Source organism: Collinsella sp. HCP3S3_D1, assembly GCF_052064015.1.
Classification (GTDB): domain Bacteria; phylum Actinomycetota; class Coriobacteriia; order Coriobacteriales; family Coriobacteriaceae; genus Collinsella.
On sequence record NZ_JBQHWK010000021.1, the window covers coordinates 18,919 to 41,369 of the forward strand.

General features: G+C 58.8%; 26 protein-coding genes. 13 read left to right on the forward strand and 13 right to left on the reverse strand.

The window, feature by feature from the left end; genetic code table 11:
• Positions 1 to 113 precede the first annotated feature (113 nt).
• Positions 114 to 938, reverse strand: coding sequence for a hypothetical protein (locus ACTNDJ_RS07525; RefSeq protein WP_441064021.1), 825 nt, complete (start codon positions 936 to 938; stop codon positions 114 to 116).
• A gap of 350 nt (positions 939 to 1,288) precedes the next feature.
• Between ACTNDJ_RS07525 and ACTNDJ_RS07530 the strand changes: the two genes are divergently transcribed.
• Entirely contained in the window at positions 1,289 to 2,242 is a 954-nt protein-coding gene (locus ACTNDJ_RS07530; protein WP_441064019.1) for a tRNA dihydrouridine synthase, read from the forward strand.
• 65 nt (positions 2,243 to 2,307) lie between these two features.
• Here the strand turns inward: ACTNDJ_RS07530 and ACTNDJ_RS07535 are convergent, their stop codons facing one another.
• Both ACTNDJ_RS07535 and ACTNDJ_RS07540 read right to left on the reverse strand, forming a co-directional pair.
• Positions 2,308 to 2,553, reverse strand: a complete 246-nt coding sequence (locus tag ACTNDJ_RS07535) for a glutaredoxin family protein (RefSeq protein ID WP_427794969.1) — start codon at positions 2,551 to 2,553, stop codon at positions 2,308 to 2,310.
• A 51-nt stretch (positions 2,554 to 2,604) separates the two neighbouring features.
• Positions 2,605 to 3,432, reverse strand: a complete 828-nt coding sequence (locus tag ACTNDJ_RS07540; RefSeq protein ID WP_441064017.1) for a TipAS antibiotic-recognition domain-containing protein — start codon at positions 3,430 to 3,432, stop codon at positions 2,605 to 2,607.
• 141 nt (positions 3,433 to 3,573) lie between these two features.
• On the opposite strand from ACTNDJ_RS07540, the gene tsaA reads away from it, so the two are divergent.
• Together tsaA and ACTNDJ_RS07550 are read left to right on the forward strand one after the other, a co-directional pair.
• Complete coding sequence (tsaA, locus tag ACTNDJ_RS07545) at positions 3,574 to 4,311, forward strand: tRNA (N6-threonylcarbamoyladenosine(37)-N6)-methyltransferase TrmO (protein ID WP_441064015.1); 738 nt, start codon at positions 3,574 to 3,576, stop codon at positions 4,309 to 4,311.
• Between the two features lie 112 nt (positions 4,312 to 4,423).
• Complete coding sequence (locus ACTNDJ_RS07550) at positions 4,424 to 5,635, forward strand: MalY/PatB family protein (protein WP_441064013.1); 1,212 nt, start codon at positions 4,424 to 4,426, stop codon at positions 5,633 to 5,635.
• A gap of 96 nt (positions 5,636 to 5,731) precedes the next feature.
• Here ACTNDJ_RS07550 and ACTNDJ_RS07555 read toward each other — a convergent pair whose 3' ends face one another.
• Complete coding sequence (locus ACTNDJ_RS07555; RefSeq protein WP_154516961.1) at positions 5,732 to 6,211, reverse strand: pyridoxamine 5'-phosphate oxidase family protein; 480 nt, start codon at positions 6,209 to 6,211, stop codon at positions 5,732 to 5,734.
• A 256-nt stretch (positions 6,212 to 6,467) separates the two neighbouring features.
• Between ACTNDJ_RS07555 and ACTNDJ_RS07560 the strand changes: the two genes are divergently transcribed.
• From ACTNDJ_RS07560 to ACTNDJ_RS07570, 3 genes are all read left to right on the forward strand, one after another.
• Positions 6,468 to 6,893 (forward strand): potassium channel family protein, encoded by a 426-nt coding sequence (locus ACTNDJ_RS07560; RefSeq protein ID WP_154516963.1) that lies wholly within the window; start codon positions 6,468 to 6,470, stop codon positions 6,891 to 6,893.
• A 36-nt stretch (positions 6,894 to 6,929) separates the two neighbouring features.
• Positions 6,930 to 7,463, forward strand: a complete 534-nt coding sequence (locus ACTNDJ_RS07565; protein ID WP_441064011.1) for a TIGR00730 family Rossman fold protein — start codon at positions 6,930 to 6,932, stop codon at positions 7,461 to 7,463.
• A gap of 125 nt (positions 7,464 to 7,588) precedes the next feature.
• Positions 7,589 to 8,893, forward strand: coding sequence for a chloride channel protein (locus ACTNDJ_RS07570; protein ID WP_441064009.1), 1,305 nt, complete (start codon positions 7,589 to 7,591; stop codon positions 8,891 to 8,893).
• 83 nt (positions 8,894 to 8,976) lie between these two features.
• On the opposite strand, the gene ACTNDJ_RS07575 is transcribed toward ACTNDJ_RS07570, so the two are convergent.
• The 4 genes from ACTNDJ_RS07575 to ACTNDJ_RS07590 all read right to left on the reverse strand — a co-directional run bounded on the left by ACTNDJ_RS07575 (position 8,977) and on the right by ACTNDJ_RS07590 (position 11,969).
• Positions 8,977 to 9,714 carry an SAM-dependent methyltransferase gene (locus ACTNDJ_RS07575; protein WP_441064007.1) on the reverse strand — a complete coding sequence of 246 codons (738 nt, stop codon included), beginning with the start codon at positions 9,712 to 9,714 and terminating at the stop codon, positions 8,977 to 8,979.
• A 274-nt stretch (positions 9,715 to 9,988) separates the two neighbouring features.
• Positions 9,989 to 10,687 carry an ABC-2 transporter permease gene (locus ACTNDJ_RS07580; RefSeq protein WP_441064005.1) on the reverse strand — a complete coding sequence of 233 codons (699 nt, stop codon included), beginning with the start codon at positions 10,685 to 10,687 and terminating at the stop codon, positions 9,989 to 9,991.
• Positions 10,684 to 11,565: an ABC transporter ATP-binding protein gene (locus tag ACTNDJ_RS07585; RefSeq protein WP_441064003.1), complete on the reverse strand. Its 882-nt coding sequence runs from the start codon at positions 11,563 to 11,565 to the stop codon at positions 10,684 to 10,686. The genes ACTNDJ_RS07580 and ACTNDJ_RS07585 overlap by 4 nt, the downstream gene beginning before the upstream one ends.
• Positions 11,566 to 11,588: 23 nt before the next feature.
• On the reverse strand, positions 11,589 to 11,969 hold the full coding sequence (locus tag ACTNDJ_RS07590) for a GntR family transcriptional regulator (protein ID WP_117820855.1): 381 nt from the start codon (positions 11,967 to 11,969) through the stop codon (positions 11,589 to 11,591).
• A gap of 471 nt (positions 11,970 to 12,440) precedes the next feature.
• Between ACTNDJ_RS07590 and ACTNDJ_RS07595 the strand changes: the two genes are divergently transcribed.
• The 3 genes from ACTNDJ_RS07595 (at position 12,441) to ACTNDJ_RS07605 (ending at position 15,623) form a co-directional block, all read left to right on the forward strand.
• A complete protein-coding gene (locus ACTNDJ_RS07595; RefSeq protein ID WP_427719358.1) occupies positions 12,441 to 14,054 on the forward strand; it encodes a peptide chain release factor 3 in 1,614 nt (537 codons plus the stop codon).
• Positions 14,055 to 14,210: 156 nt separating this feature from the next.
• Entirely contained in the window at positions 14,211 to 14,933 is a 723-nt protein-coding gene (locus ACTNDJ_RS07600; protein WP_441064000.1) for a VUT family protein, read from the forward strand.
• Between the two features lie 9 nt (positions 14,934 to 14,942).
• The gene (locus tag ACTNDJ_RS07605) at positions 14,943 to 15,623 is read left to right on the forward strand and encodes an SDR family NAD(P)-dependent oxidoreductase (RefSeq protein WP_441063998.1); all 681 of its coding nucleotides are present in this window, start codon (positions 14,943 to 14,945) and stop codon (positions 15,621 to 15,623) included.
• 50 nt (positions 15,624 to 15,673) lie between these two features.
• On the opposite strand, the gene ACTNDJ_RS07610 is transcribed toward ACTNDJ_RS07605, so the two are convergent.
• Entirely contained in the window at positions 15,674 to 16,399 is a 726-nt protein-coding gene (locus tag ACTNDJ_RS07610; RefSeq protein ID WP_154516983.1) for a uracil-DNA glycosylase, read from the reverse strand.
• 61 nt (positions 16,400 to 16,460) lie between these two features.
• Here ACTNDJ_RS07610 and ACTNDJ_RS07615 point away from each other — a divergent pair, with 61 nt between their 5' ends.
• A complete protein-coding gene (locus ACTNDJ_RS07615; protein WP_441056314.1) occupies positions 16,461 to 16,766 on the forward strand; it encodes a LysR family transcriptional regulator substrate-binding protein in 306 nt (101 codons plus the stop codon).
• A 27-nt stretch (positions 16,767 to 16,793) separates the two neighbouring features.
• Here ACTNDJ_RS07615 and ACTNDJ_RS07620 read toward each other — a convergent pair whose 3' ends face one another.
• Entirely contained in the window at positions 16,794 to 18,176 is a 1,383-nt protein-coding gene (locus ACTNDJ_RS07620; RefSeq protein ID WP_441056313.1) for an MATE family efflux transporter, read from the reverse strand.
• A 178-nt stretch (positions 18,177 to 18,354) separates the two neighbouring features.
• Here ACTNDJ_RS07620 and ACTNDJ_RS07625 point away from each other — a divergent pair, with 178 nt between their 5' ends.
• The gene (locus tag ACTNDJ_RS07625) at positions 18,355 to 19,170 is read left to right on the forward strand and encodes a putative RNA methyltransferase (RefSeq protein WP_441056312.1); all 816 of its coding nucleotides are present in this window, start codon (positions 18,355 to 18,357) and stop codon (positions 19,168 to 19,170) included.
• Between the two features lie 129 nt (positions 19,171 to 19,299).
• Here ACTNDJ_RS07625 and ACTNDJ_RS07630 read toward each other — a convergent pair whose 3' ends face one another.
• Positions 19,300 to 19,701, reverse strand: a complete 402-nt coding sequence (locus tag ACTNDJ_RS07630) for a hypothetical protein (protein ID WP_441063990.1) — start codon at positions 19,699 to 19,701, stop codon at positions 19,300 to 19,302.
• 440 nt (positions 19,702 to 20,141) lie between these two features.
• On the opposite strand from ACTNDJ_RS07630, the gene ACTNDJ_RS07635 reads away from it, so the two are divergent.
• Entirely contained in the window at positions 20,142 to 20,846 is a 705-nt protein-coding gene (locus tag ACTNDJ_RS07635; RefSeq protein WP_427794261.1) for a class I SAM-dependent methyltransferase, read from the forward strand.
• 48 nt (positions 20,847 to 20,894) lie between these two features.
• Here the strand turns inward: ACTNDJ_RS07635 and ACTNDJ_RS07640 are convergent, their stop codons facing one another.
• Positions 20,895 to 21,191, reverse strand: a complete 297-nt coding sequence (locus tag ACTNDJ_RS07640; protein WP_441063986.1) for a hypothetical protein — start codon at positions 21,189 to 21,191, stop codon at positions 20,895 to 20,897.
• A 77-nt stretch (positions 21,192 to 21,268) separates the two neighbouring features.
• Here ACTNDJ_RS07640 and ACTNDJ_RS07645 point away from each other — a divergent pair, with 77 nt between their 5' ends.
• The gene (locus tag ACTNDJ_RS07645; RefSeq protein ID WP_154517003.1) at positions 21,269 to 21,757 is read left to right on the forward strand and encodes an N-acetyltransferase; all 489 of its coding nucleotides are present in this window, start codon (positions 21,269 to 21,271) and stop codon (positions 21,755 to 21,757) included.
• A gap of 118 nt (positions 21,758 to 21,875) precedes the next feature.
• Here the strand turns inward: ACTNDJ_RS07645 and mscL are convergent, their stop codons facing one another.
• Entirely contained in the window at positions 21,876 to 22,301 is a 426-nt protein-coding gene (mscL, locus tag ACTNDJ_RS07650) for a large conductance mechanosensitive channel protein MscL (protein WP_154517006.1), read from the reverse strand.
• Between the last annotated feature and the right edge of the window lie 150 nt (positions 22,302 to 22,451).

A 22,451-nucleotide genomic window follows, 5' to 3' on the forward strand; every position in this document is an offset into this window, starting at 1 on the left:
GTCTAAAAATGTCGATGCTTCGGGGGTTCAAATACAGCCGTTCACTTCTCGGGAAAAGTATTAGACCTTGAGATATAGACGGCGTTTGCGAGCGTCAATTAGAGCGTAAGTTGCTAGTCCTCCTTTGCGGAGAGCATGAGGCTAATTTCCGGATGGGTGTACTTGTCGAACTCTTCTTTGGGCTCGGTGTCAAAGGTGTAGTACGACTTGATAGATTCGTCCTCCGTCTTGATGCTGATTTCTTTATATAGGGATCCGGCTAAAAATGCCTGTTTAAATTTATCCGACAGGCTGCATGGCGTGAGGAGGCCCGGTGTGGCAACGGAAATGTCCAACCCGTTGAGCGGGGCGCAGAGTGTCGCGATATCCTGCTCGCTGCAGGCGAGGTTGTTTGCAAGGCTTGCCTCGGGGTCGATCTGACTGGTGTAATCGACGTCCGTGAGCATGCCATCTGCATCGAAAGAAAGGTAGACATAGGCCGCTTGAGCGCCGAGGTCATTATCACGCAGATAGCCGATAATGCGGTAGCCGTAGTCGTGATACGACTCGTATGGGTCGTCTGCCGCGACGCGTTTGCACACGGGCTCCAAGGCATCTTGCGCGGCGAGCACGCCGGCGACCTCCGCGGAGCGGTCTTTGTTGGTTTGGGCTATCGCAAGCCTGCTCTGCAGCTCCTTCCACTGTTTGCCCTGCATTCCAAAGCGCGGCGCAAGAGCGCAATAGCAAAAGATGATGAGTTCGATTGCGGTGAGTGCAATGGCGGTATATATACCCGCGGGTTGGAATTCCTTTTGGTGGAACGCGATATCGTTGATCATTTGGAGCGGCAACATCAACAGGCATGCTACGAACGACATGACGAGTGCAGTCGCTGCGATCTTGGGGTATGTGCAGTACCGCTGGATGTGTTTCTTTTCTTGTTCGGTGAGCGGCTGCATGGGGCCTCGACTCTCATCGTTTTTCGGGGGCGATGCGCACACACTCTTGAGTATAGATGAGCGGAGGGTGTCTGTTGTTCAGACATGGCGGTCAACAGCGTGCTGTTGGTGATCGATTGATCGCGAACGTCCTCTTTTGGACAAGGAAAAAGTGGCGAGTGAGGGAGCTGCTGTGGGGCGGCCCTGCTTGCTGTTTGTGGGCGCCATTCACCTTCGTTGCACAGGGATGGTCGGAGGGCTGGTTGATGTCAAGCAACCGCCTCCGCCTTGTGGGCCGCCTCAAGGACAAGGCATAATGCATGTGACAAAGGGGCAGTCCCTTTGCCGCATTGATTTGAGAGTAGATGTTGATGATTCTATCGTTGGCCCCCATGGAGGGGATTACCGGGCATGTGTTCCGTCGCGTGCATGCGGAGTGCTTCGGTGCGCTCGACTGCTATTACACGCCGTTTTTGCCGCCGCCGCGGGTGGGCAACCGCTTTGGCGGCAAGGCGTTTAAGGAAATCGATCCGGCTAACAACCAAGGGCTTAACGTGGTGCCCCAGCTCATGTCCAAGAACGCGGATGAGTTTGTGTGGGCGGCGCGCGTGCTCGCCGACATGGGCTACCGCGAGGTTAATCTCAACCTTGGCTGCCCCTCGGGTACGGTTGTTGCCAAGGGTAAAGGATCGGGCTTCTTATGCAACCTCGATGAGCTCGAGGTGTTCTTGAGCGACGTGTGCGAGCGATCGCCCTTGCCGGTGTCGGTAAAAACCAGGCTGGGGCTGGAGAGCGACGACGAATACGAGCGCGTGCTCGACCTGTACTGTCGCATGCCGCTGGCAGAGTTGATCGTGCATCCGCGCGTACAGAAGGATCGCTATACGGGCTCGCCGCGCAAAGGGTTTTATGGCGAGACGTTGGAGCGGGCACCGTTTCCGGTGGCATACAACGGCGATATTTTTGATCTTGAGGACATGGAGGCGCTGGTGGAGGCCTATCCCGGTACACGCCATGTGATGCTGGGGCGTGGCTTGCTTGCGAACCCCGCGCTGGCTCGCATGGTCAAGGGCGGCCCTGCTGCCACGGCAGCCGAACTGCAGCGCTTCCACGACACGCTGTTTGCGGCATATGCAGAAGAGATTGGCGGCAACGCGGTCTTTCGCATGAAGGAGTGGTGGTTCTACGCTAAATGCGCCTTCGCCGATCCTGCTACCGTTCACAAACTCGTACGCAAGACTAAAAAGGTCGACGAATACCGTGCCGCCGTCGAGCGCGTCTTTCGCGAGCAGCCACTTGCGCCCATAGCCCGCTTCCACGGTTAGCTAGTCATTGGGGACGTTCTTTAACGGCTAGTCATTTAAGAACGTCCCCAATGAGTACTCGCACGCTAGAGCAGGTTCTCCTGTACCCATGCGATGATGTCGCTCGATTCGTAGAGTGGTTTGCCGTCGATGAACAGACAGGGAACCTGGCGTTTTCCGCCGACGGCGATGAGCGTCTGCTCGGCATCGGGGTCGGTCGAGATGTTGCGCTCAGGGATGGTCACACCGTTATCGGCAAGGAAACGCCTGACCTTCATGCAATACGGGCAGCCGGTCATAACGTACAGCGTGAGCTCATGTTTAGTAGCCATAGGTCTCCAATCGGTTGAGGTTTTGATTGAAATACCCAAAGCCGCCGCGGTCTATGCATGAGCTGACGACGACTCGATGGCCTGTACCAGAAACGCCGTGGCTCCGGTGCCGCAGGGCTTGTCGTAGTAGTCGATAAAGCGCTGGTCAGCAAGATAGCCGTGGGCGAGGCCCAGGTATGCTTCGTCTTGGGGCTTGTGCCCCCAGTTAAGGCCAATCCATCGACGGTGCATCGCGACAAGTTTACGGGCCTCGCTTCCATCCGCATCGCCGTCGCCCATGGCAATCGAAAGCTGGTCCAGAATAGCGCGTTCAAGTTCCTTCATGTCGTTCCATGTCTCGGGGTCCATGTCCAGCAGTGCTTCGTTTGCTGCGTCGATCGCCTCGTCGCCATAGCGCGCCCGCGCCTCGGCGCCGTAGCGCTCCTCGTTTTCTTGCACGGAGCGCCAGCGCTCCAGTTGCGGCAGGACGGCGCCCATGAGCGAGACGGCTTCGTCGAGCGACATGCCGGTGTTTTGCGCCAGCCGCGGGGCACAATCCTCGATCATCGCCTCCATGGTGGTGTCGTAGGTGTACTTGCCGTGGTCGTAGCACCACTTGCAGTAATGGTCGGTCGTGGCGCCCGCAGCATCGGTGCCGCAGTCGTCGGGTGTGAGTATCATGCCGCAGCTCTGGCAATAGTGCTCGGGCATTTCGAGCAGGTGGGACAGCGGTTCTCCGGTTACGGCGGCAATGAGCTTCATCATGTCGATGCCCGGGGTGACTTCGCCGCGTTCCCAACGGCTGACGGCTTGGCGTGTGACGAAGAGCTTGGCGGCGAGCTGCTCTTGGGTAAGGTGATGGGCGCGGCGAATGGCAATGAGCTTTTCTGCAAAGGCCATAGCGACTCCTTTCTGCTGGTTGATGGCTTAAGCATACGCGGCGGCCGGCGCCCTTCCAAGCAACCGTTGGTTGCACGACGGGAGACCACGGCGAAGAATTGCGCGCTGCACCCCACACCTCCATGCCGTACAATGACCGGCATGGAACCTATCGCACACATACATACCGACCTGCCGCAGAAGTTCGGCATTCCGCGCAACAGCTTTTTGGCGCCCCACCTGCAGGGACGCATCGTCTTTGAGCCGGAATTTGCCTCCAACGCAGCAGTTGAGGGCCTGGACTCCTTCTCTCACCTATGGCTGCTGTGGCGCTTCGAAAACGGAACGCCCGGCGGCACGGCTAAGGATATAGCTGCCGATGCCAAGACGCAGGACAGGTCCGGCACCAACGTCAAGTGGTCGAAGACTGTGCGCCCGCCGCGTCTGGGCGGAGCCGAACGTGTGGGCGTGTTTGCCACGCGGAGTCCGTTTCGCCCCAATCCCATCGGTCTTACCTGCGTCAAGCTCAGACGCGTTGAGCGCACCGACGACGGCCCCATCATCCATGTACTGGGGGCCGACCTGCGTGACGGCACGCCCATCTACGACATTAAGCCCTACATCCCGTTTGCGGACTGCCACCCGGATGCGACCGGCGGCTGGATTGAGGGTGCTCCGTGGCAAGAGGTCGATGTTGAGTTCCCGCAAGCGCTTCAAGACATGGTCCCGCCCGCAAAGCTCCCCGGCCTGGTCGAGGTTCTTCGCCAAGATCCGCGCCGCGCGGGCAGCAAGCACGAGCCAAACCGCGTTTACCACTTGGCTTACGCCGGACTCGACATATCGTTTACGGTTGACGGGGCCAGGTTGACGGTAACCGCCATCAACGACGCGCGAGACTAGCCAGCCATTCGTCCGCACCCATCAAATTAAGCGCCAAACCCCATCCCAAAATCGCCTACGCTGGTGGACAATAACGCCTACCGAATCATTCCGCTCTGCACGGGGGCTCAGCATGAAATACGACTTCACTTCAATCATCGACCGCCACGGCATGGACTCCATCGCCGTTGACTCTTGGGGTGAGATCCCCGGTATGGCTCCGAACGCACCCGACGAGGGCTTCGACCGCATTCCCATGTGGGTGGCGGACATGAACTTCGCCACGGTGCCTACAGTCCAGGAGCACATCATTCAGCGCGTCCAGCACCCCATGTTTGGTTACTTCAATCCGCGTTCCGAGTACTTCGACCGCATCATCGAATGGCAGAGCCGCCGTAATGGCGTCGAGGGCCTGGCGCCTGAGCATATCGGCTACGAAAACGGCGTGCTGGGCGGTGTCGTGTCGACGCTGCGCGCGTATGTCCAGCCGGGCGATGCGGTGTTGGTCCACAGCCCCACCTACATCGGCTTCACCAAGTCCATCGAGGCCGCGGGCTATCGCATTGTCCACAGCCCGCTTCAGCTCGACGACCAGAGCGTGTGGCGCATGGACTTTGAGGACATGGAGCGCAAACTCGCCCAAAACCACATCCATGCCGCAGTGTTCTGCTCGCCGCACAATCCCTGCGGCCGCGTATGGGAGCGCGACGAGATCGAGCGCGCCATGGACATTTATCGCGAGCACGATTGCGTGGTGATCTCGGACGAGATTTGGTCCGATATCATTCTGCCGGGACACAAGCACATCCCGACGCAGTCGGTGAGCGAGGATGCCCGCATGCGCACGGTTGCCCTCTATGCGCCGAGCAAGACGTTTAACCTGGCGGGTCTGGTCGGCAGCTACCACATTGTCTACAACGAGACGCTGCGCGACCGCATGTGCGCTGTGTCTAACAAGACCCATTACAACGAGATGAATGTCCTTTCGATGCATGCGCTTATCGGTGCCTACCAACCGCAGGGCTACGAGTGGGTGGACGAACTCAACCAGGTGCTTGCCGACAATATCGAGTACTTCTGCGATTACGTGGACGAGCATTTTGAGGGCGTGTCCTATTCGCGTCCGCAGGGCACGTACATGGTGTTTCTGGACTGCACCGAGTGGTGCCGCGAGCATGGCCGTGATATTCAGTGGTTGCTCGACGAGGGGGCACGCGTGGGCGTGGGGTATCAGGATGGACGTCCGTTCCATGGCCCCTGCCACATTCGCGTGAATCTGGCGCTGCCGCTTTCGCGCGTAAGGGAAGCGTGCGACCGCCTAGACCGTTACGTTTTTGGGGTATAGGGGTCGCACGATTCGGGTACTGCAGCTTGCGCCCGTGTCGTCAATGTGCGTGGGCGCATAGGGCGCAGAGGGTTGCGAGCGCGTTTTCCACGTTTGCTACTTTTCTTGAATTTGCTTGCCGCAAAGGTGTTCAACCGTAATTTCATACAGCTGGACGCCCCTGATACTTTGCTTGATCTCCTCTTCGACCTCTTCGGCAGAAGGATAGTACTTGAGGGCAAACTGTCGGACTTTGTCTTCGACAAACGCCGGGTCATCGTTCACGAGGCGGCAACGGCCAAAAACCACAGTGCTCTGAACATAGGGTGCCCAGTCGTCGTCTTTGTACCAATCGTTGCCATAGACGGTAAAGCAGACTTTGTCGCTGCGTTTGAGTGCGTCGACCTTATGCCCCGCCTTGGCTCCATGAAAGTAAATTTTGTCGTGCTCGGGGTCAAAGTAGTAGTTAACGGGAATGGCGTAAGGATAGCCGTCGTCTCCGTTGACGGCAAAAATGCCGCGTTTGCAATTAACAAGCAGCTCTCGTGCCTCTTGATCGGTGATAGCACGCTTCTTTCTACGAAGAGGTCTAAACATCGTGGGTTTCCTTTCTTTCCGCGTGTTGCGTGCACGGCGGTGGGTGGTATGTCTATATCAAGATACTAGTTCAGGCTGCGAGGCCGACGGGAACATCCTATTTGTCGCAGATTGAAACGCACTTTTTGTTGTGGAAGGATTGTCCCTCACAACTCGTCGTCTAGGGGCATTCTCGATGGCTGGTTCCGTTTGCGGGAGAGGCGTGGGACAATACCGACCAAAAGCGATTGCTTGTCCTGAAAAAAAGGGGGTCTCGATGAAAAAGCTGAGGACGCTGGCCGATGTGTTGCGTCAAGCCGGTTTCGTGCGCATCACGGGCCTTTTTCTCGTCTTTTATCTTCTGTGTTCAATGGCTGTTTGGCTCTCTGAGCCAACAACTCTTACGTTTGGCGATGGCCTTTGGTTTAGCTTTGAGACCGTATCGACGATCGGCTTTGGCGACATTCCGGCCGAAACGCCGGTCGCCCGTGTCATCACGGTCGTCCTGAGCGTTATCAGCATTTTTTACATTGCCATGCTCACGGGCGTGGCGGTGAGCTACTGCAATATGCTCATCAAGATGCATCAAAAGGACACTATGGCGCGCTTTATGGATGATCTTGAGCATTTGGAAGAGCTCGATCGTGACGAGCTCGCCGATCTGTCGCGCCGCGTGCGCGAATATCGCCGGCGCCAGCGCTAAAACGGGCGCCGCGCGTCACCATGAGGGGGACTGAATTTGAATATCACCGTGTATCTGGGTGCCAGTATCGGCAATGACCCGGCGTTTCTGCCTGCGGTGCAGGAGCTGGGCAACTGGATTGGCGCCAACGGGCACGCGCTCGTGTACGGCGGATCCAAATCGGGCCTGATGGGCGCGCTCGCCGATAGCGTGCTTAATGCCGGCGGGCACGTGACGGGTGTGGAGCCGAGCTTTTTTATCGAGGCCGAGTTTCAGCATGACGGTATCGACGACCTCATCGTGACGAGCGATATGGCGGAGCGTAAGGCAAAGATGATCGAGCTCGGCGATGCGTTCGTTGCCTTTCCCGGTGGGACGGGCACGCTCGAGGAGATTGCCGAGGTTATGTCCGCGGTGTCGTTGGGGCACCTGAGTGCTCCGTGCATCCTGTATAACCTGGACGGTTACTACAACGACCTCAAGGCGCTGCTCGGACACATGATTGATAAGGGTTTATCAAGCCCACGGCGCCAGCAAGGCATTTACTTTGCCGAGGATCTGTACGAAATCGCATCAATTATCAACGGATAAGCCTTGAGCCTGTCCCGCTGTGGTCCCCGGTGGCTCCGTTTGCAGCGCAGACGGTTGGCTTGTCTGGGCCACACTCGCTCTACAATAAAACGTATCTATGTCGACTTTGACCGCGGGAGGACCCGATGGATAAGCTCGCTAAACCTACAAACCGCGCGCTGTTTTTAGTTAGCGTTGCCGTGACCGGTGCGTTCGCAGGTGCCGCGGTCTGGCTGTTCTTCTTTGTGATGGAGCACGGCATCGACTATCTATGGACCGAGATTCCGCACGCACTGGGCGTCGCTTCGCCCGAGCTCGCCAGCGGCCCGTTTGGCTTTCTGCCGTACCCGTTTTCTGTCTGCCTGCTGGGCGGCCTGTTAATCGGTCTGTACGAAAAGATGACAGACACCAAGACCGATAACCTCAATCAGGTGATGGCTAAGGTCAAGCAAGATGGGCGCTACCCGTACGACAATCTGGGCAAGCTTTCGCTTGCGGCATTGCTGCCGCTGCTGTTTGGCGGAAGTATTGGACCGGAGGCCGGCCTGACCGGCGTTATCGCGGGCCTGTGCAGCTGGGTCGGCGACCGCATGCGTCGCTTTGGCGCCGAGTTTAGGGAGCTCACGCTGCTAGGTACCCAGGCTGCCCTGACGGCGCTCTTTACCGCGCCTGTCTTTGGCTTTGTGGCGCCGCTCGCCGGTAGCGCCGACGGCCAGGGCGAAGATGCCGACGATGAGTCCGCGTCCGACGAGATCACCATCAAGCTGCCCAAGGCGCAAAAGACCGTGGTCTATGGCATTGCGATTGCCGGCGGTCTGGGCACTTACCTGTTGCTTGGCCAGCTCGTGGGCGGCGGCATGGGCATGCCCAGGTTCGAGTCCGCCGAGGTGGGCAACCTGGAGCTTGCCTGGCTCATTCCGCTGGCGTTGCTCGGCACCGTTTGCGGTTGGCTGTACTTTGTCTCCGAGCATGCAAGCGAGGCGCTGTCCCATGCAATAGGGGAGCGTCCTGTCGTCAAGGCCATGCTGGCCGGTCTGGCGCTCGCCATCTGTGGCACGCTCCTGCCCTACACCATGTTTGCCGGCGAGACGCAAGCCGACGTGCTCATGGAAACCTATCTGACCATTCCCGCCGGCGTGCTTATCGCGACCGGTCTTGTCAAGGCTATGCTGACCCCCGCCCTCATCAATATGGGCTGGCGTGGCGGTCACTTCTTCCCGGTTATCTTCTCGGGCGTAAGCCTGGGCTATGGCCTTGCCATTCTCACCGGCGCCGATCCGGTCTTTTGCGTCGCCGTCTGCACGGCATCGACGATGGGCGCCGTCATGCGCCAACCCGTTATGGTCGTGGGCCTGCTGCTCATGTGCTTCCCGCTCAAGGGCATCGTCTGCATGATCATCGCCGCAGCCATCGCCGCCGGCATTCCGCTGCCCAAGCCGCTGCGCAAGTAGCATATTGCGCTTTGCGTTTGTTCAGAACTCGTTTTGAAGAAGCCGCGCGAGGGCATTTGTTTACGGCCTCGCGCGGCTAATGTTCAGAGCTTCCTCAGCACAATGGCGATGGTGTTGAGGTATTCGAGCGCACCGGCTTCAACGGCAGCGCGGTCGCCTGCTGCGTACTCGTTGTCGCAGGCGAGCCAGTCTTTCCATGCTTCGTCCGTGCAGAGCATAGGCTGCATCGAGACAATCTCGACGCCGGGGGTCGGCTCGATCATGGTGCGCCACCAGGCTATGTCGTGCATATAGTCGAGCTGCTCGGGTGTCCAGGATTTGAGCAGGCAAACGGGCAGGTTGTCGTGGCAGTCGCGAACCATGCCGGGGATGCTTAAGTAGAGCATCCCGCCTTGCTTTACGTAGGGGAGTAGGCGCTCACCCAGATAGTGTGGGTCACGGCCGTAGTAGTTGTACGAGTCGATACTTACGACCGCATCAAAATAGTCGTGCTCAAACGGCAGCCCCTGCGAGGCGTCTGCCTTAACAGGGTGAATCGTGTCGCGCGAGATACCGAGCGAATCGAAGAACGCACGGTTTTCGACGGGGTCGCTCCACAGATCGACAGCGTGGGTGTCAAACCCGTATTCGCGGGCGAGTAGGGCGCTGGTGATACCGGTGCCCGATCCAAGGTCGCAGATGCGGACGCCGCAGGGGATATGCACATCGCGAAGCAGCTCTTCGCAGAGCTTGAGGGGATTGGGGCCCATAATCTTAGAGCGTACGAGTGTCGCGCCGAAGCTAGTTGCTTTTGGGAAGGATTGAGATTCCTGGGTTTGCATTGTTCTTTCCTATCAGGTGCAAAAATGGCAGATGACGGAGGCGGAACGGCGCAACAAACCACGGCCGTTGGACGGCCGTTTTCGTGGTTCTATGCGATTGACCGTTCCCTAAAGAACAATGACCAAAAAGACATCCCCTTGGATGATCGAGACTGAGCCGAGGCCCGTGACGTTTATATTGTAAAACGTCACGGGCGTGCCGGGATATGCCGTTTGTCACGGATTTGCGGGGAGGGGCGGCGATCGCGTCCTTCGTAGATTGAGACACGCGTGGCTACAGATCGCGTACTCGATAAACCTTGGTGCTGACAGCGCAGCTGATTACACATAGTGCGAGCGCCAGTACTGCAGTTCCTGCACACAGACAGCCAAGGACGGTGGGATTGGGATTCGCCCCGGCAATCGACATAAGCCAGTTGCTGATGGGGTTGGATGAGCTCAACGTGGCCATGGCAAGGCATCCGAGCAGGGCAAACAGGCCAACGGATAGGCGCAGCGCCTCCATGTGTCCAAATCGAAAGAACAGCGGCTGCGCCAAAAACACCATCATGAGGGAGATGAGCATCGATGCTGCCGAGGCGATTGCGATTTCAAAGACCGTCTGTCCCGTCGAAGGAATGCCCGCGCTGTTGAAGAGCGGGATGGCGACGATACTCAAAAGCGTGGCGGCGCACGTCATGACGGCCGAGAAGACAACGATGCTCAGGTAGCGGGCACAAATAATGTCTTTGCGCGTGAGGGGCAGCGTTGCCCGATAACGCTCCCATCCGTTTTGATTGTCGAAGCCTGCCAGCGAGCTCATGACCATGATGGGTGACATGGCGCTGAGCGCGCAGGCGCCGGCACTCATGCCGGAGTCGCCACCTGACGTGTTGGCGAGGGTCAGCACAACGAATATGAACAGGCCGACGCCCGCTATGCTTGGGACAAGCGTGCGAACGATGGCGAGCTCGGACATAAAGGCGCGTTTCATTTCGAAGCCCCTTTCAGCGTGAGGCGTAGATAATCGTCAATGGTTGCCCGATCGCAGGGAATCTCGGGGAAGGCCTCGAGCGTTTCGCGACGGTTGGGCACGAGCACGTCCACGCTATAAGCGTGGTGGGCGGCACGGGCGCCTTCGACGCAAGCCATAAGCTCGGCGGCCTGCGCTTGGGTACAGTGGGCGATGCCGGCGCGGTCGGTAATGTCCTCGCGTGGCAGGTCAAACACAATCGAGCCGTTATCGATGCAGATGATGCGGTCGGCAGCGCGATCGAGGTCGGACGTAATGTGACTCGAGAGCAGCACGCTGCGCTGGCCGTCGGCGACAAAGGCAAGCAGCTCATCGAGCAGCTCCTCGCGTGCCATGGGATCAAGACCCGCGGTGGCTTCGTCCAAAACGAGCAGCTTGGCCTTGTGGCTGAGCGCACAGGCAAGCTGCAGCTTCATGCCCATGCCGCGGGAGAGGTCCTTGACCTTCGCCTTGGGATCCAAGCCAAATCGGTCGATGAGGCTGGCGAAGGTGTCGTGGCTCCAGGTGGGGTACGCCGGGCTTACGAGTGCCTCAACTTCGGTCACCTTGAGTGTGGAAGGGAAAGGACACGTGTCCAGCACGAGGCCGATACGGGTGCGCAAGCAGCGCTGCACTTCACCGGGTGCGTCGGCGCCACAGCACTGCCCAAACAGGTGTACCTCGCCGGCATCGAGCTTTATAAGCCCGAGCGCGGCGCGAATGGTCGTTGTCTTGCCGGCGCCGTTTGCGCCCACAAAGCCAACAATCTGGCCGGGCTCCACGGCGAGCGTGACATCGCGTAGTGAAAAGCGGTCGCTTACAGCGCGTGAGATGCCTTTGAGTTCAAGCAAGTTTTGCATGGTATAGCCTTTCTTGCAGATGACTACTGCATGGTTTCGGGGGCTACCAGGTCGAGCATTTCGTGCAGTTTGTCGCGCGTGACGCCCAGGGTTTCAGCTTGGCTCGCCGCTTTCGCAAGCAGCTCTTCGATATGGCAGAGCTGGTTTTCGCGCAAGAGCTCCTGATTGCCCTCGGCGACAAAACAGCCCTTGCCCTGCACGGTGCAGATAAACCCGAGTTGCTCTAGGTCGGCGTAGGCGCGCTTGGTGGTGATGACGCTCACACCCAGGTCGCTCGCGAGTGCACGGATGCTGGGAAGTTTGGCTCCCGCAGCGAGCGTGCCCGATAAGATCTGAGCTTTGACCTGCGAGGTTATCTGCTCGTAGATGGGCTTGTCGCTCGAATTGGATAGGATGATGTCCACAGCGGCTCCTTAGCTGTTGGGCTACACGTGTATATAACCGGTAAACACAGTATATATACACTATGCACAGTTACACAAGAGGTAAATAGGGATTGTCCGCTCGTTCATTCATCTCAATCTGTAACATCTGGAACCTATTTGGACGGCTACCTGTTACAGATTGAGATTTTGCTGGTGGGCCCCACCTGGTTGTCTCAATCTGTAACAACTGGAGAAGTTTTTGGCTGCTAGATGTTACAGATCGAGATCTTTCTGGGACGCCCACCTGTTTGTCTAAATCTGTAACAGGTAGAGGTTCAAAAACCGTTTAGATGTTACAGATCGAGACAAACTGCTGCGGAGTGCCGTCATCGACTGCTACACAGGCCCCAACTGATGAATTTGTCCTGATAGGCGCCCTAGAGCGGAATTTCGCGGCTACAATAGTGCGGTTACAACGACGTAATGCACTCAATGCAAGAAAGGATCCGCATGGCAAGCCTGTCGGATGAAATCTCGTCGCGCCGCACATTCGCGATCATCAGCCACCCGGATGCCGGTAAGACCACGCTTACCGAGAAGCTGCTGCTCTATACCGGCAGCATCCAGACCGCCGGCTCGGTCAAGGGCAAGAGCTCGGCCAAGCATGCCGTCTCGGACTGGATGGACATCGAGAAGGAGCGCGGCATTTCCGTCACCTCCTCGGTGCTGCAGTTCACTTACAACGGCGCCTGCGTCAACATCCTCGATACCCCCGGTCACCAGGACTTTTCGGAGGATACCTACCGTACCCTTATGGCCGCTGACGCCGCAGTCATGGTCATCGACGGCGCCAAGGGCGTCGAGGCCCAGACCAAGAAGCTCTTTAAGGTCTGTACGCTGCGCCACATTCCCATCTTCACCTTTGTGAACAAGCTCGACCACGAGGCTCGCGATCCGTTTGAGCTCATGGAAGAGATCGAGAATGTCCTGGGCATCAATACGTATCCCATGAACTGGCCGATTGGCAGCGGCCGCAATTTCCGCGGCGTGTTCGATCGTCAGACCCGTCGCGTCATTGCCTTTGAGGGCGACGGTCACGCCAACGCCACCAAGAAGGTCGCCGAGGTCGAGGCCGAGCTGGGTGATTCTTCTATGGATGAGCTCATCGGCGAGGAGAACCATAAGAACCTGATGGACGACATCGAGCTGCTCGATGGCGCCGGCGACGAGCTCGACTTGGATGCCGTGGCCTGCGGCAAGCTGAGCCCGGCGTTCTTTGGCTCGGCGCTTACCAACTTTGGCGTGGAACCCTTCCTTAAGGAGTTCCTGCGTCTGGCCCCGACGCCGCGTGCCTATACCGATACGCTTACCAGTGAACCGGTCGATCCCTGCCGCGACGACTTTAGCGGCTTTGTGTTTAAGATCCAGGCCAACATGGACAAGAACCACCGCGACCGCATCGCCTTTGTGCGCATTTGCTCGGGTAAGTTCGAGCGCGGCATGGATGCCTTCCACGTGCAGGGCAACCGCAAGCTTAAGCTTGCCACGGGCACGTCGATGATGGCCGACGACCGCGCCATCGTGGACGAGGCGTACGCGGGCGATATCGTGGGCCTGTTCGACCCGGGTATCTTTAGCGTCGGCGACACCGTGTGCTCCGGCAAGCGCCATGTGCAGTACCCACAGATCCCGACGTTTGCCCCCGAGATGTTCGCTCGCATTACGCAGGTCGACACGCTCAAGCGCAAGCAGTTCGTCAAGGGCATGGAGGAGCTTGCCCAGGAGGGCGCCATCCAGATCTTCCGCGAGCTGGGTGCCGGCATGGAGAGCGTCATCGTGGGCGTGGTCGGCGTGCTACAGTTTGAGGTGCTCGAGCGCCGCCTCAAGGCCGAGTACCGTGTTGAGGTTCGTCGTCAGCCGCTGCCCTATACGGACATTCGCTGGATCCAGAACGACCCCGACACCATCGATATCCCGGGCCTTTCGCTCACGCGCGACACGCTGCGCGTCGAGGACATGCGCGGTGGCAAGCTGTTGCTGTTTACGAGCCCGTGGAACGTGGATTGGGCAACCGACCACAACCCCGACCTTATCCTGTCGGAGTTTGGCAACGTAGTCTTTTAACGCATCGGCGCGGTGGCCCTGCGGGGCTGCCGCGCTGCCTGCTTGCCTGATGCCGCATGAGCGGCTATCATGCCCACCGTCGCCTCAAGACCGGGGCGTCCGAGCAGTTCGGGTCCGATATCCTGCTCGTTAAACCTAAAACCAAAGGAGTACATAATGATCAAGAAGGTCATGGAGGACTACAAGGTCCTGTTGCGGAGCATTCCCGCGGCAACGGTTTCGCTGTTTTTCGTGAGCGTCATCATGATGAACCTGCTGGCCAACAAAGAGCTCATCAGCCTGCCGTATCTGGCACTCGATTGCGGCTTTGTGGTGAGCTGGGTCTCGTTTTTGTGCCAGGACATGATCTGCAAGCGCTTTGGCGCCAAGGCATCCATCAAAATCTCTATCCTCGCACTGGCGGTCAACCTTGCCGTGAGCCTGTGCTTTTGGGTGTGCTCGCTCACACCCGGTATGTGGGGCGCCTACTACGACACGGGCATGATCGAGGTCAACACCGCCCTTAACGCCACCATCGGCGGCACCTGGTACGTGGTGCTGGGCTCTTCGCTGGCAATGTTCGTTTCTGCCGTGGTTAACTCCACGCTCAACCAGTCGCTCGGCCGTATGCTCAAAAAGAATAACTTTGCGAGCTTCGCCTTCCGCTCCTATGTGTCCACGGGTGTTGGCCAGTTTATCGACAACCTGGTCTTTGCCATTGTAGTGAGTCATACGTTCTTTGGTTGGACCTGGGTGCAGGTCCTTATGTGCTCGCTGACCGGCGCTGTTGCCGAGCTGCTGTGCGAGGTCTTCCTGAGCCCCGTGGGCTATAAGGTCGTGCGCGGCTGGGAGCGTGAGAATGTGGGCGCCGAGTACCTCAAGCGCCACGCAACCGCCTAAGGAGCAAGTATGCGGGTTTTGATTACGGGCGCTTCGGGCGGTATCGGAGCCGCGTGCGTGCAGCGCTTTTTGGACGAGGGCCACGAGGTCGTGGGCTTTGATCTGCTGCCGGCGGTGATCGAACACGAGCGCTACCGCCATCTGGTCGTTGATGTACGCGAGCCTGACTCGTTTCCAGGCGATCTTGAACCCCAGGTAATCGTGAACGTTGCCGGTACGCAGGATTCGGTCGACGATATCGCCGCCAACCTGTGTGGCACCATCAACGTGACCGAGCGCTACGCCTTTGTGGGGGAGGGGCTTGCTGCCAAGCCGGCGCCCGCCATCAAATCCGTGGTCAATGTGGGGTCGGCGAGCGGGCATACGGGATCGGAGTTTCCCGCCTATGCTGCCAGCAAGGGCGGCGTTATCGCCTACACCAAGAACCTTGCAAACCGCCTGGCACCGCAGGCCATCGCCAACAGTGTGGACCCGGGTGGAGTTATCACGCCGCTCAACCGTTGCGTGATGGAAGACGAACACCTGTGGAACCAGATTATGGAGCTTACACCGCTTAAACGCTGGGCAACCGCCCAAGAGATCGCCGAATGGATCTACTTTGTGGGCGTGACCAACCGGTTTATGACCGGGCAGAGCCTGCTCATTGATGGTGGCGAGGCCGGCCGCACACAATTTATTTGGCCCGAATAGGAAACGCGCCCGATGGAAAGCCGTCGGGCGTATTTTTGATGTATCGATTTTTAGCCGAGACAAGTCCAGTTGACGGGGGTCGAGCCGTGCTGTTCGAGTAGCCGATTGGCTGCCGAGAAGGGTCGCGACCCCATAAAAGCGGGGAGTTCTGCCGTGGCACGGTTGGCCGAAAGCGGCGAGGGGTGCGTGGAGGCAAGGCAGAACTTGCCGGTTGTTTTGCCCGCGTCGATTGCGGCGAGCTTGCCCTCAACCATCTGCTGGGCAAAGCGGCCCCATGCCAAAAAGACTACCGGTTGGGGTAGCTGGCAGCAGCGTTCGATAACGTAGTCGGTGAGCGTACTCCAGCCCAGCTTGGCGTGTGAGTTCGCGGCATGCTCGCGCACGGTAAGCGTAGTGTTGAGGAGCAGGACGCCCTGTTGTGCCCATGGCGTCAGATCTCCCGTGGCGGGAATGGGACAACTCAGATCGGCTTTGAGTTCCTTATAGATGTTGCGCAGGCTTGGCGGCAGCTTGGTTTGCGTCGCGGGGACCGAGAACGATAACCCCATGGCCTGGTTGGGCCCGTGATAAGGATCTTGGCCCAAGATGACAACTTTGACCTGGTCGGCCGGCGTGTAGGCGAGGGCATTGAGGATGTCGTCTTGTGCCGGGTAGATGGTCTGCTCGGCACGCAAAAGGGCGATGCGCTCGAGCAGCTGGTTCGTAGTGTCACGTACCGGCTGCGGCGCATCGTCCAACCAAGTTGCTATGTTGCGGTCACGAGTTGCGGTGTCCATGGAGCTCCTTTATGGCAAATGCTATGTTGGCATCTATTGTAAAGGTGCACCGGTTGCCTTTATGCCGCGGCTGTATGAGGGGCGGGGCCTTCGAGACGTGCTCGATGCATTCGCGGTGTATGGCCTGTCGCCGCACGTGACGAGCGAGGTCACCGACGACTACACCATCATGGCGATGGTGGAGGAGGGCCTGGGCGTGAGTATGCTGTATCGCCGTACCGTTGAGGGCATGCGTGCCGATATTCGCGTACGTCCCATCGTGCACGCCCCCTCACGCGACGTAGTGGCGGCCTGGCGCAGCTGGGACACCATGCCTATCGCCACGAGGCGCTTTATCGACTATATGAGCTCGCATATTGTCAATTAATGACTGGCGTGGCGTTGAGTGCGGTGTTTAGCAGGCTGTCGCTTTGGCTTGGGTGGCGCGATAGGTGCGTGCCGGGTGGCAGAGTAGTACCGCCACGACCATAAAGAACGCCGTGGTGCCCAGGCTGATGGGGTAGACCATCATGATGTTCGCAAAGGTGCGGAAGTGCGGGAACACGCAGAATACCCAATAGAAGCGGATGCCGCAGACGCAGATCATGGTGATAAGGGCGGGCATGAGCGAGATGCCAAAGCCGCGCAGGTAGCCGGACATGTTTTCGTAGAACATACTAAAGGCGTACGCAGGGAAGATCGAGCACACGCGGATATAGCCGATTGAGACGATGTTGGGATCGCTGTTGAACAACGACAAGATCTCGCGCCCCAGGCCGACAATAACAATAATCGTGGTGAGCGCGACGATACCGCCTTCGACCAGGCAGACCTTAAGGGTCTTGGTGCAGCGGTCGATCTGACGGGCACCGTGGTTTTGCCCCACAAAGGTGGTGCAAGCCTGGCTAAAGCTGTTGAGCAGGTTGTAGCACACGTACTCCAGGCTCATGGCGGCGCTCGAGGCCGCCATGACCTCGGTGCCCAGGCTGTTGATGGCGGACTGGATGATGATGTTGGCGACGGCAAAGACGGCGCTTTGGATGCCGGCGGGCAGGCCGATCTTGACGATGCGCTTGAGGGCGACGGGGTCGATAGCAAGGTCGCGCGGGGTGACGCGGACGACGGAGTCGGTCTTGAGCAGGCGGATAAAGAGTGTAGCGGCGCTGACGGTGTAGGCGATGACGGTGGCGATGGCGACACCCGCGACGCCCCAGTGGAGTACGGGGACAAAGATGAGGTCCAGGCCAATGTTGAGGACGGTGGACACGGCAAGCGCTTGCAGCGGCATGCGGGTGATGCCGACGGAGCGGAAGATCGCGGACTCAAAGTTGTAGAGCAAGATTGAGGGCATGCTGAGCAAAAAGACGCGTAGATAGAGCGAAGCGAGCGGCATGGTCTCGGCGGGAACGTTGAGCGCGGCGAGCATGGGCTCGGCAAAGATCTCGCCCAGAGCGATGACGACAAAGCCCACGAGCGCCATTAAAATCGAGGTATGGACGGCGCGTTTGACCATATTCTGATCGTTGCGGCCGATAGCGTTGGCGATGACCACGTTGGAGCCAAGCGACATGCCAATAAACAGGTTGAGCATAAGGCTGGTAAGCGGAACATTGGAGCCGACTGCCGCCATGGCGAGGGTTCCCTGGTCGCCCGAGAAGTTACCGATAATGACCGTGGCGATGAGGTTTGACAGCTGCTCCAAGATGCTCGTGGCGGCCACGGGCAAGGCGAACAGGGGGATATTGCGCCACAGTGAGCCGGTGGTCATGTCGATGTGCTTAGATGCGGTATCAGCCATACGCTCTCAATCTCTAACGTGCTATTTCGTGCTTATTTGCGCAGACGATGATACTCCTAATCACCTAGTCATTGGGGGCGTTCTTAAACGACTAGTCATTCAAGAACGTCCCCAATGACTAGGTGGGGAAGGCGTGCGACAATGGTGTACGTTGTGTTGTTCGCGCTAAGGAGTTGCCATGTTGTTGTGTCCCGTTTGCCATGAGCCGTTGGTGGACGACGAGCGCGGTGCTGCATGCGCGGGCGGACACCGGTTTGACCGTGCGCGCGAGGGTTATCTATATCTGCTACGTTCGTCCAAGAGCGGCGACTCCATGGGCGATCCCAAGTCGCAGGCACGCAGCCGTCGTGACTTTTTGAACCGTGGCTACTATGCGCCGCTGCGCGATGCAATGGTCGAGCTGGTGCGCAAATGGGTTTCTGGGCGTGCTGCGTCTACAGGCGGCCCCATGACGCTGCTCGATATTTGCTGCGGCGAGGGTTACTACACCAGCGCCATGGGCGCGGTGCCGGGCGTGGACGCTTATGGCTTTGACCTGGGCAAAGAAATGGTACGCCTGGCCGCCAAGCGCGGCGATGCGACCTATTTTGTGGCCAACATGAAAGACATCCCAGTGGCCGATGGTGCCTTCGATATGGTGACCGAGCTCTTTGCTCCCTTTAACGAGCGCGAGTTTGCCCGCGTGTTGGCGCCGGAGGGTTCGTTCTACACCGTGGTGCCGGGTGCCCGTCATCTCTTTGGGCTCAAGGAGGTGCTCTACGACACGCCGTACATCAACGACGAAAAGCTTCCGAAGACGATGGAGCTTAAACTGGTCGGCACACAGCGGGTGTCCGCGAATATTACGCTCCAGACCCAGGCCGACATCGAGGCGGTGTTCCAGATGACGCCGTACTACTACCGCACACGCCCTACCGACAAAGAGCGCCTGGCAAACCTGGACACCCTTAAAACCGACATCGACTTCATCATTGCCGAGTACCGCCACAGCTAACCAACCTGCCAAAAAGGGACAGGTTTATTTTGGCAGGTTTTATCTGGGCAAATGTAAAGGACCGACCGCGTTACTGCGCGATCGGCCCATGTTAGTTGCTTGGCTGCAGGGGTTATGAGAAGCGAGTGCCTACAGGCGGTCCTTGTTCTCGGCCTTAACGGCGTGCGCCTGCTGAACAAAGAACAGGTCGTAGACCACGATGACAAAGGCGCCGATATTGACGGCGCTGCCGCCGAGTGCGGGAAGCGTGAGCACGGCCTGCGCAATCGTGGCGATTGAGGCAACGATGCCGAGCTTAAACGCGCTATCCACCTGCGAGGGCTTGTTGGCGCCCTTGATGCCCGCAACACCTGCGGAAAGATCGACAATGCCCTTGACGACAAGCACGACCGCGGCGAGCATGGCGTTCGACCCGTACGTGGAATCGAGGCTGCCCCTGGCGATACCGATGCCGGCGATGACGAGGCTGGCGATGCCCAAAACAAAGTAGACGAGGGCAAGGATTTTGAGAGTCTTGCGAGCGGAGCTCATGGCTGGTCCTTTCGATATGAGTACGCCGATCTGGCGTAGCCCATGTGCTGCACATATGGTGAAGCACATTGTAGTTCAACGCAGCGATGCGTGCGCCTGAAAGCGCTTTGAGCCCGCGCAGCCCAATTCGACCTTTCAAAAAGGAAAGCTGGACGTAAGCCAAATCGATGGCAGCTCATGTGCGGCGCTGCGATGATGAGACCGTAACAAGGAGCTGTTCTTAAGGAGGAGCCATGATGTACGGAGCGGGGCGAGTGCATGAGCCGCGGTCGTTGGGAAGGCGCATGGGCGATTCTGTGATCGCTGCCGTGTGCACGGGATTGATGGCGGTGCTTTGCATTGGGATGCTGTGGGCCATGTCGCATGTGGGACAATAGCGGACGGTTGGGTGCTGGCATAAACGGCGCTCACGTATTCATTTTGCTTGTTAAGGAGTACCCATGGGCGTCGTCGATCCCTTTTCTGTTGCTCGGGCCGCGGGGCTTGAGCTGATCGGGAAGTCCGCGGGCCTCACGCTCACCGACGGCACGATGGAGTTGCGTGCCGATTTTGTCCGCATGCTGCCACGGCTCAAACAGGGCCGTCTGCAGCAAGAGCTGTTGGTAAAGGCTGCGCGCGCAAAAGGCGTCGAGTGCCCATGGGCGATTGATGCCACGGCAGGCTTTGGCGAGGATTCGCTGCTGCTGGCGGCTGCGGGCTTTACCGTCGATCTGTATGAGCAGGATTGCGTGATCGCGGCGCTCCTCAAGGATGCCTTGGATCGCGCGGCAGATAATCCGGCGCTTGCGACTGCCGTGGCCCGCATGCGCTTACATGCGGGCGAGGACAGCATTGCCGGCCTTCACCATATAACTGAGTTGATCGGGCAGGGCGAGCTCACCGCTCCCGACGTGGTGTATCTGGACCCCATGTTTCCCGAGCGCACAAAGAGCGCGGCGGTTAAAAAGAAGTTTCAACTCTTGCATCATCTGGAACAGCCGTGTGCCGATGAGGAGACGCTGGTCGAAGCTGCGCTTGCGGTGCGCCCGCGCAAGGTCGTTATCAAGCGGCCGGTGAAGGGGCCGCTGCTTGCTGGCGTTAAGCCGAGCTATCAACTTGCGGGCAAGGCCGTTCGTTACGATGTTTTGGTGCCGCCGCGCCCGTAGCTTGCGTGCGATGGTTGGCGCTCGGTCAGTGTCGTGCCGATGCGGGGTCTATTTCCAAGGGTGCGACGTCAGGTGCCAGCCGCCGCAGTATTCGCATTTGTAGCAGGCCAAACCACGCCGCCCGCTGCTTTCGCAGTCGGCCATAACGGCCTCGGCCTCGGCGCGTGTGCCGTAACGGTTTTTGCGCTCGCACGACTTGTAGCGCCAGGCTTCATCGCGCTCGGCGTTCAGGGCGTCGCGGCGCTCGTCCTCGCGCGCAAACAGGTCGCTCATAGCGCCACCGGTGGCAGCGCCCAAAAACTCGCTTTTGGCCTTTGACCAGGCGGCTCGCTTTTTGCTTCCCATCTGCTTCTCGCCCCTCTTCAAACGCTGGTATCATTGCTCAATCAAAGTGATACCAATAAACGTGAGGTCGCCGCGTGATGATCAGAAAAACCCTCGATACCGACATTCCCGCCGTCATGGCTATCTATGACGCGGCCCGTGCCTTTATGCGCGCGCATGGCAACGCCACGCAGTGGCCCGAGGGCACGCCTTCTGCCGAGCAGCTGGCTGCCGATATCGCCGCCGGTGGTAGCTATGTGTTCGAAGTCGACGGCCGCGTGGTGGCGACGTTTGCCTTTTTACCGGGCCCGGACGAGTGCTATGACGTAATTGAGGACGGGCAATGGCGTAGCGACACTCCGTACGCCGTGCTGCACCGTGTGGCGTCCGACGGCACCGTGCACGGTATCGCGGCTGCGATGTTCGCCTTTGCCAAAGAGCGTGCCGACCATCTGCGTATCGATACGCATCGGGACAACCTGCCCATGCAGGGCGCGAGTATTAAAGCGGGGTTTGAGCGTGCCGGCGTCGTGTATGTGTCGGACGGCACGCCGCGTGTTGCGTTTGACTGGCTGCGCGAGGCATAAGAGCGGGGGCGCGTATCTACGCTCCATGTAAGCGAAAATGGCCCCGGGTGGGGCCATTTTTGATCGCTGCGCTGTTTTGCAAGGTGGTAGATGTCGCTCGCTGTCGGCTCTAAGGCACCTACGCTCGGGGCAGCTCGCTTCCGCAGTGGCAACACTTGGTCGCGCCTTCGTGCACCTCTTCCAGGCAATACGGACAGACGGGCGCCGGTGCGGCTTCCTCGGCGGTGGCACCGGCGAGCCTGTCGCCGATCTCCTGCGCCTTGTTGAATGCCTTGACGATGGCAAAGACGATTGCCGCCACAATCAAAAAATTGATGCACGAGCCGATAAAGGCGCCAAAGTCGATATTAGTGCCCGGCACCACCAGCCCCGAGATCTCGGTAGCGCTACCGCCGGCAATCACGGAGATAAGCGGGTTGATGATGTTATCGGTAAGTGAGGTCACGATGGCGGTGAATGCGCCGCCGATAATCACGCCGACGGCCATGTCCATCACGTTGCCGCGATTGATGAATTCCTTGAACTCGTTGAGCAATGTCTTCATGGTGACTCCTCGCTGTTGTGGGGTTCGCGTTATTGCCGCCCCGGATGAGCCCGGGCAGGCAAGACGATATGAGAAAGCCATTTGGGTCGCCTCCCCCGCGGCGCAGCTTCTTTTCGCGGGCTCGGGATGCCACAATGGGCTTTGAGTATC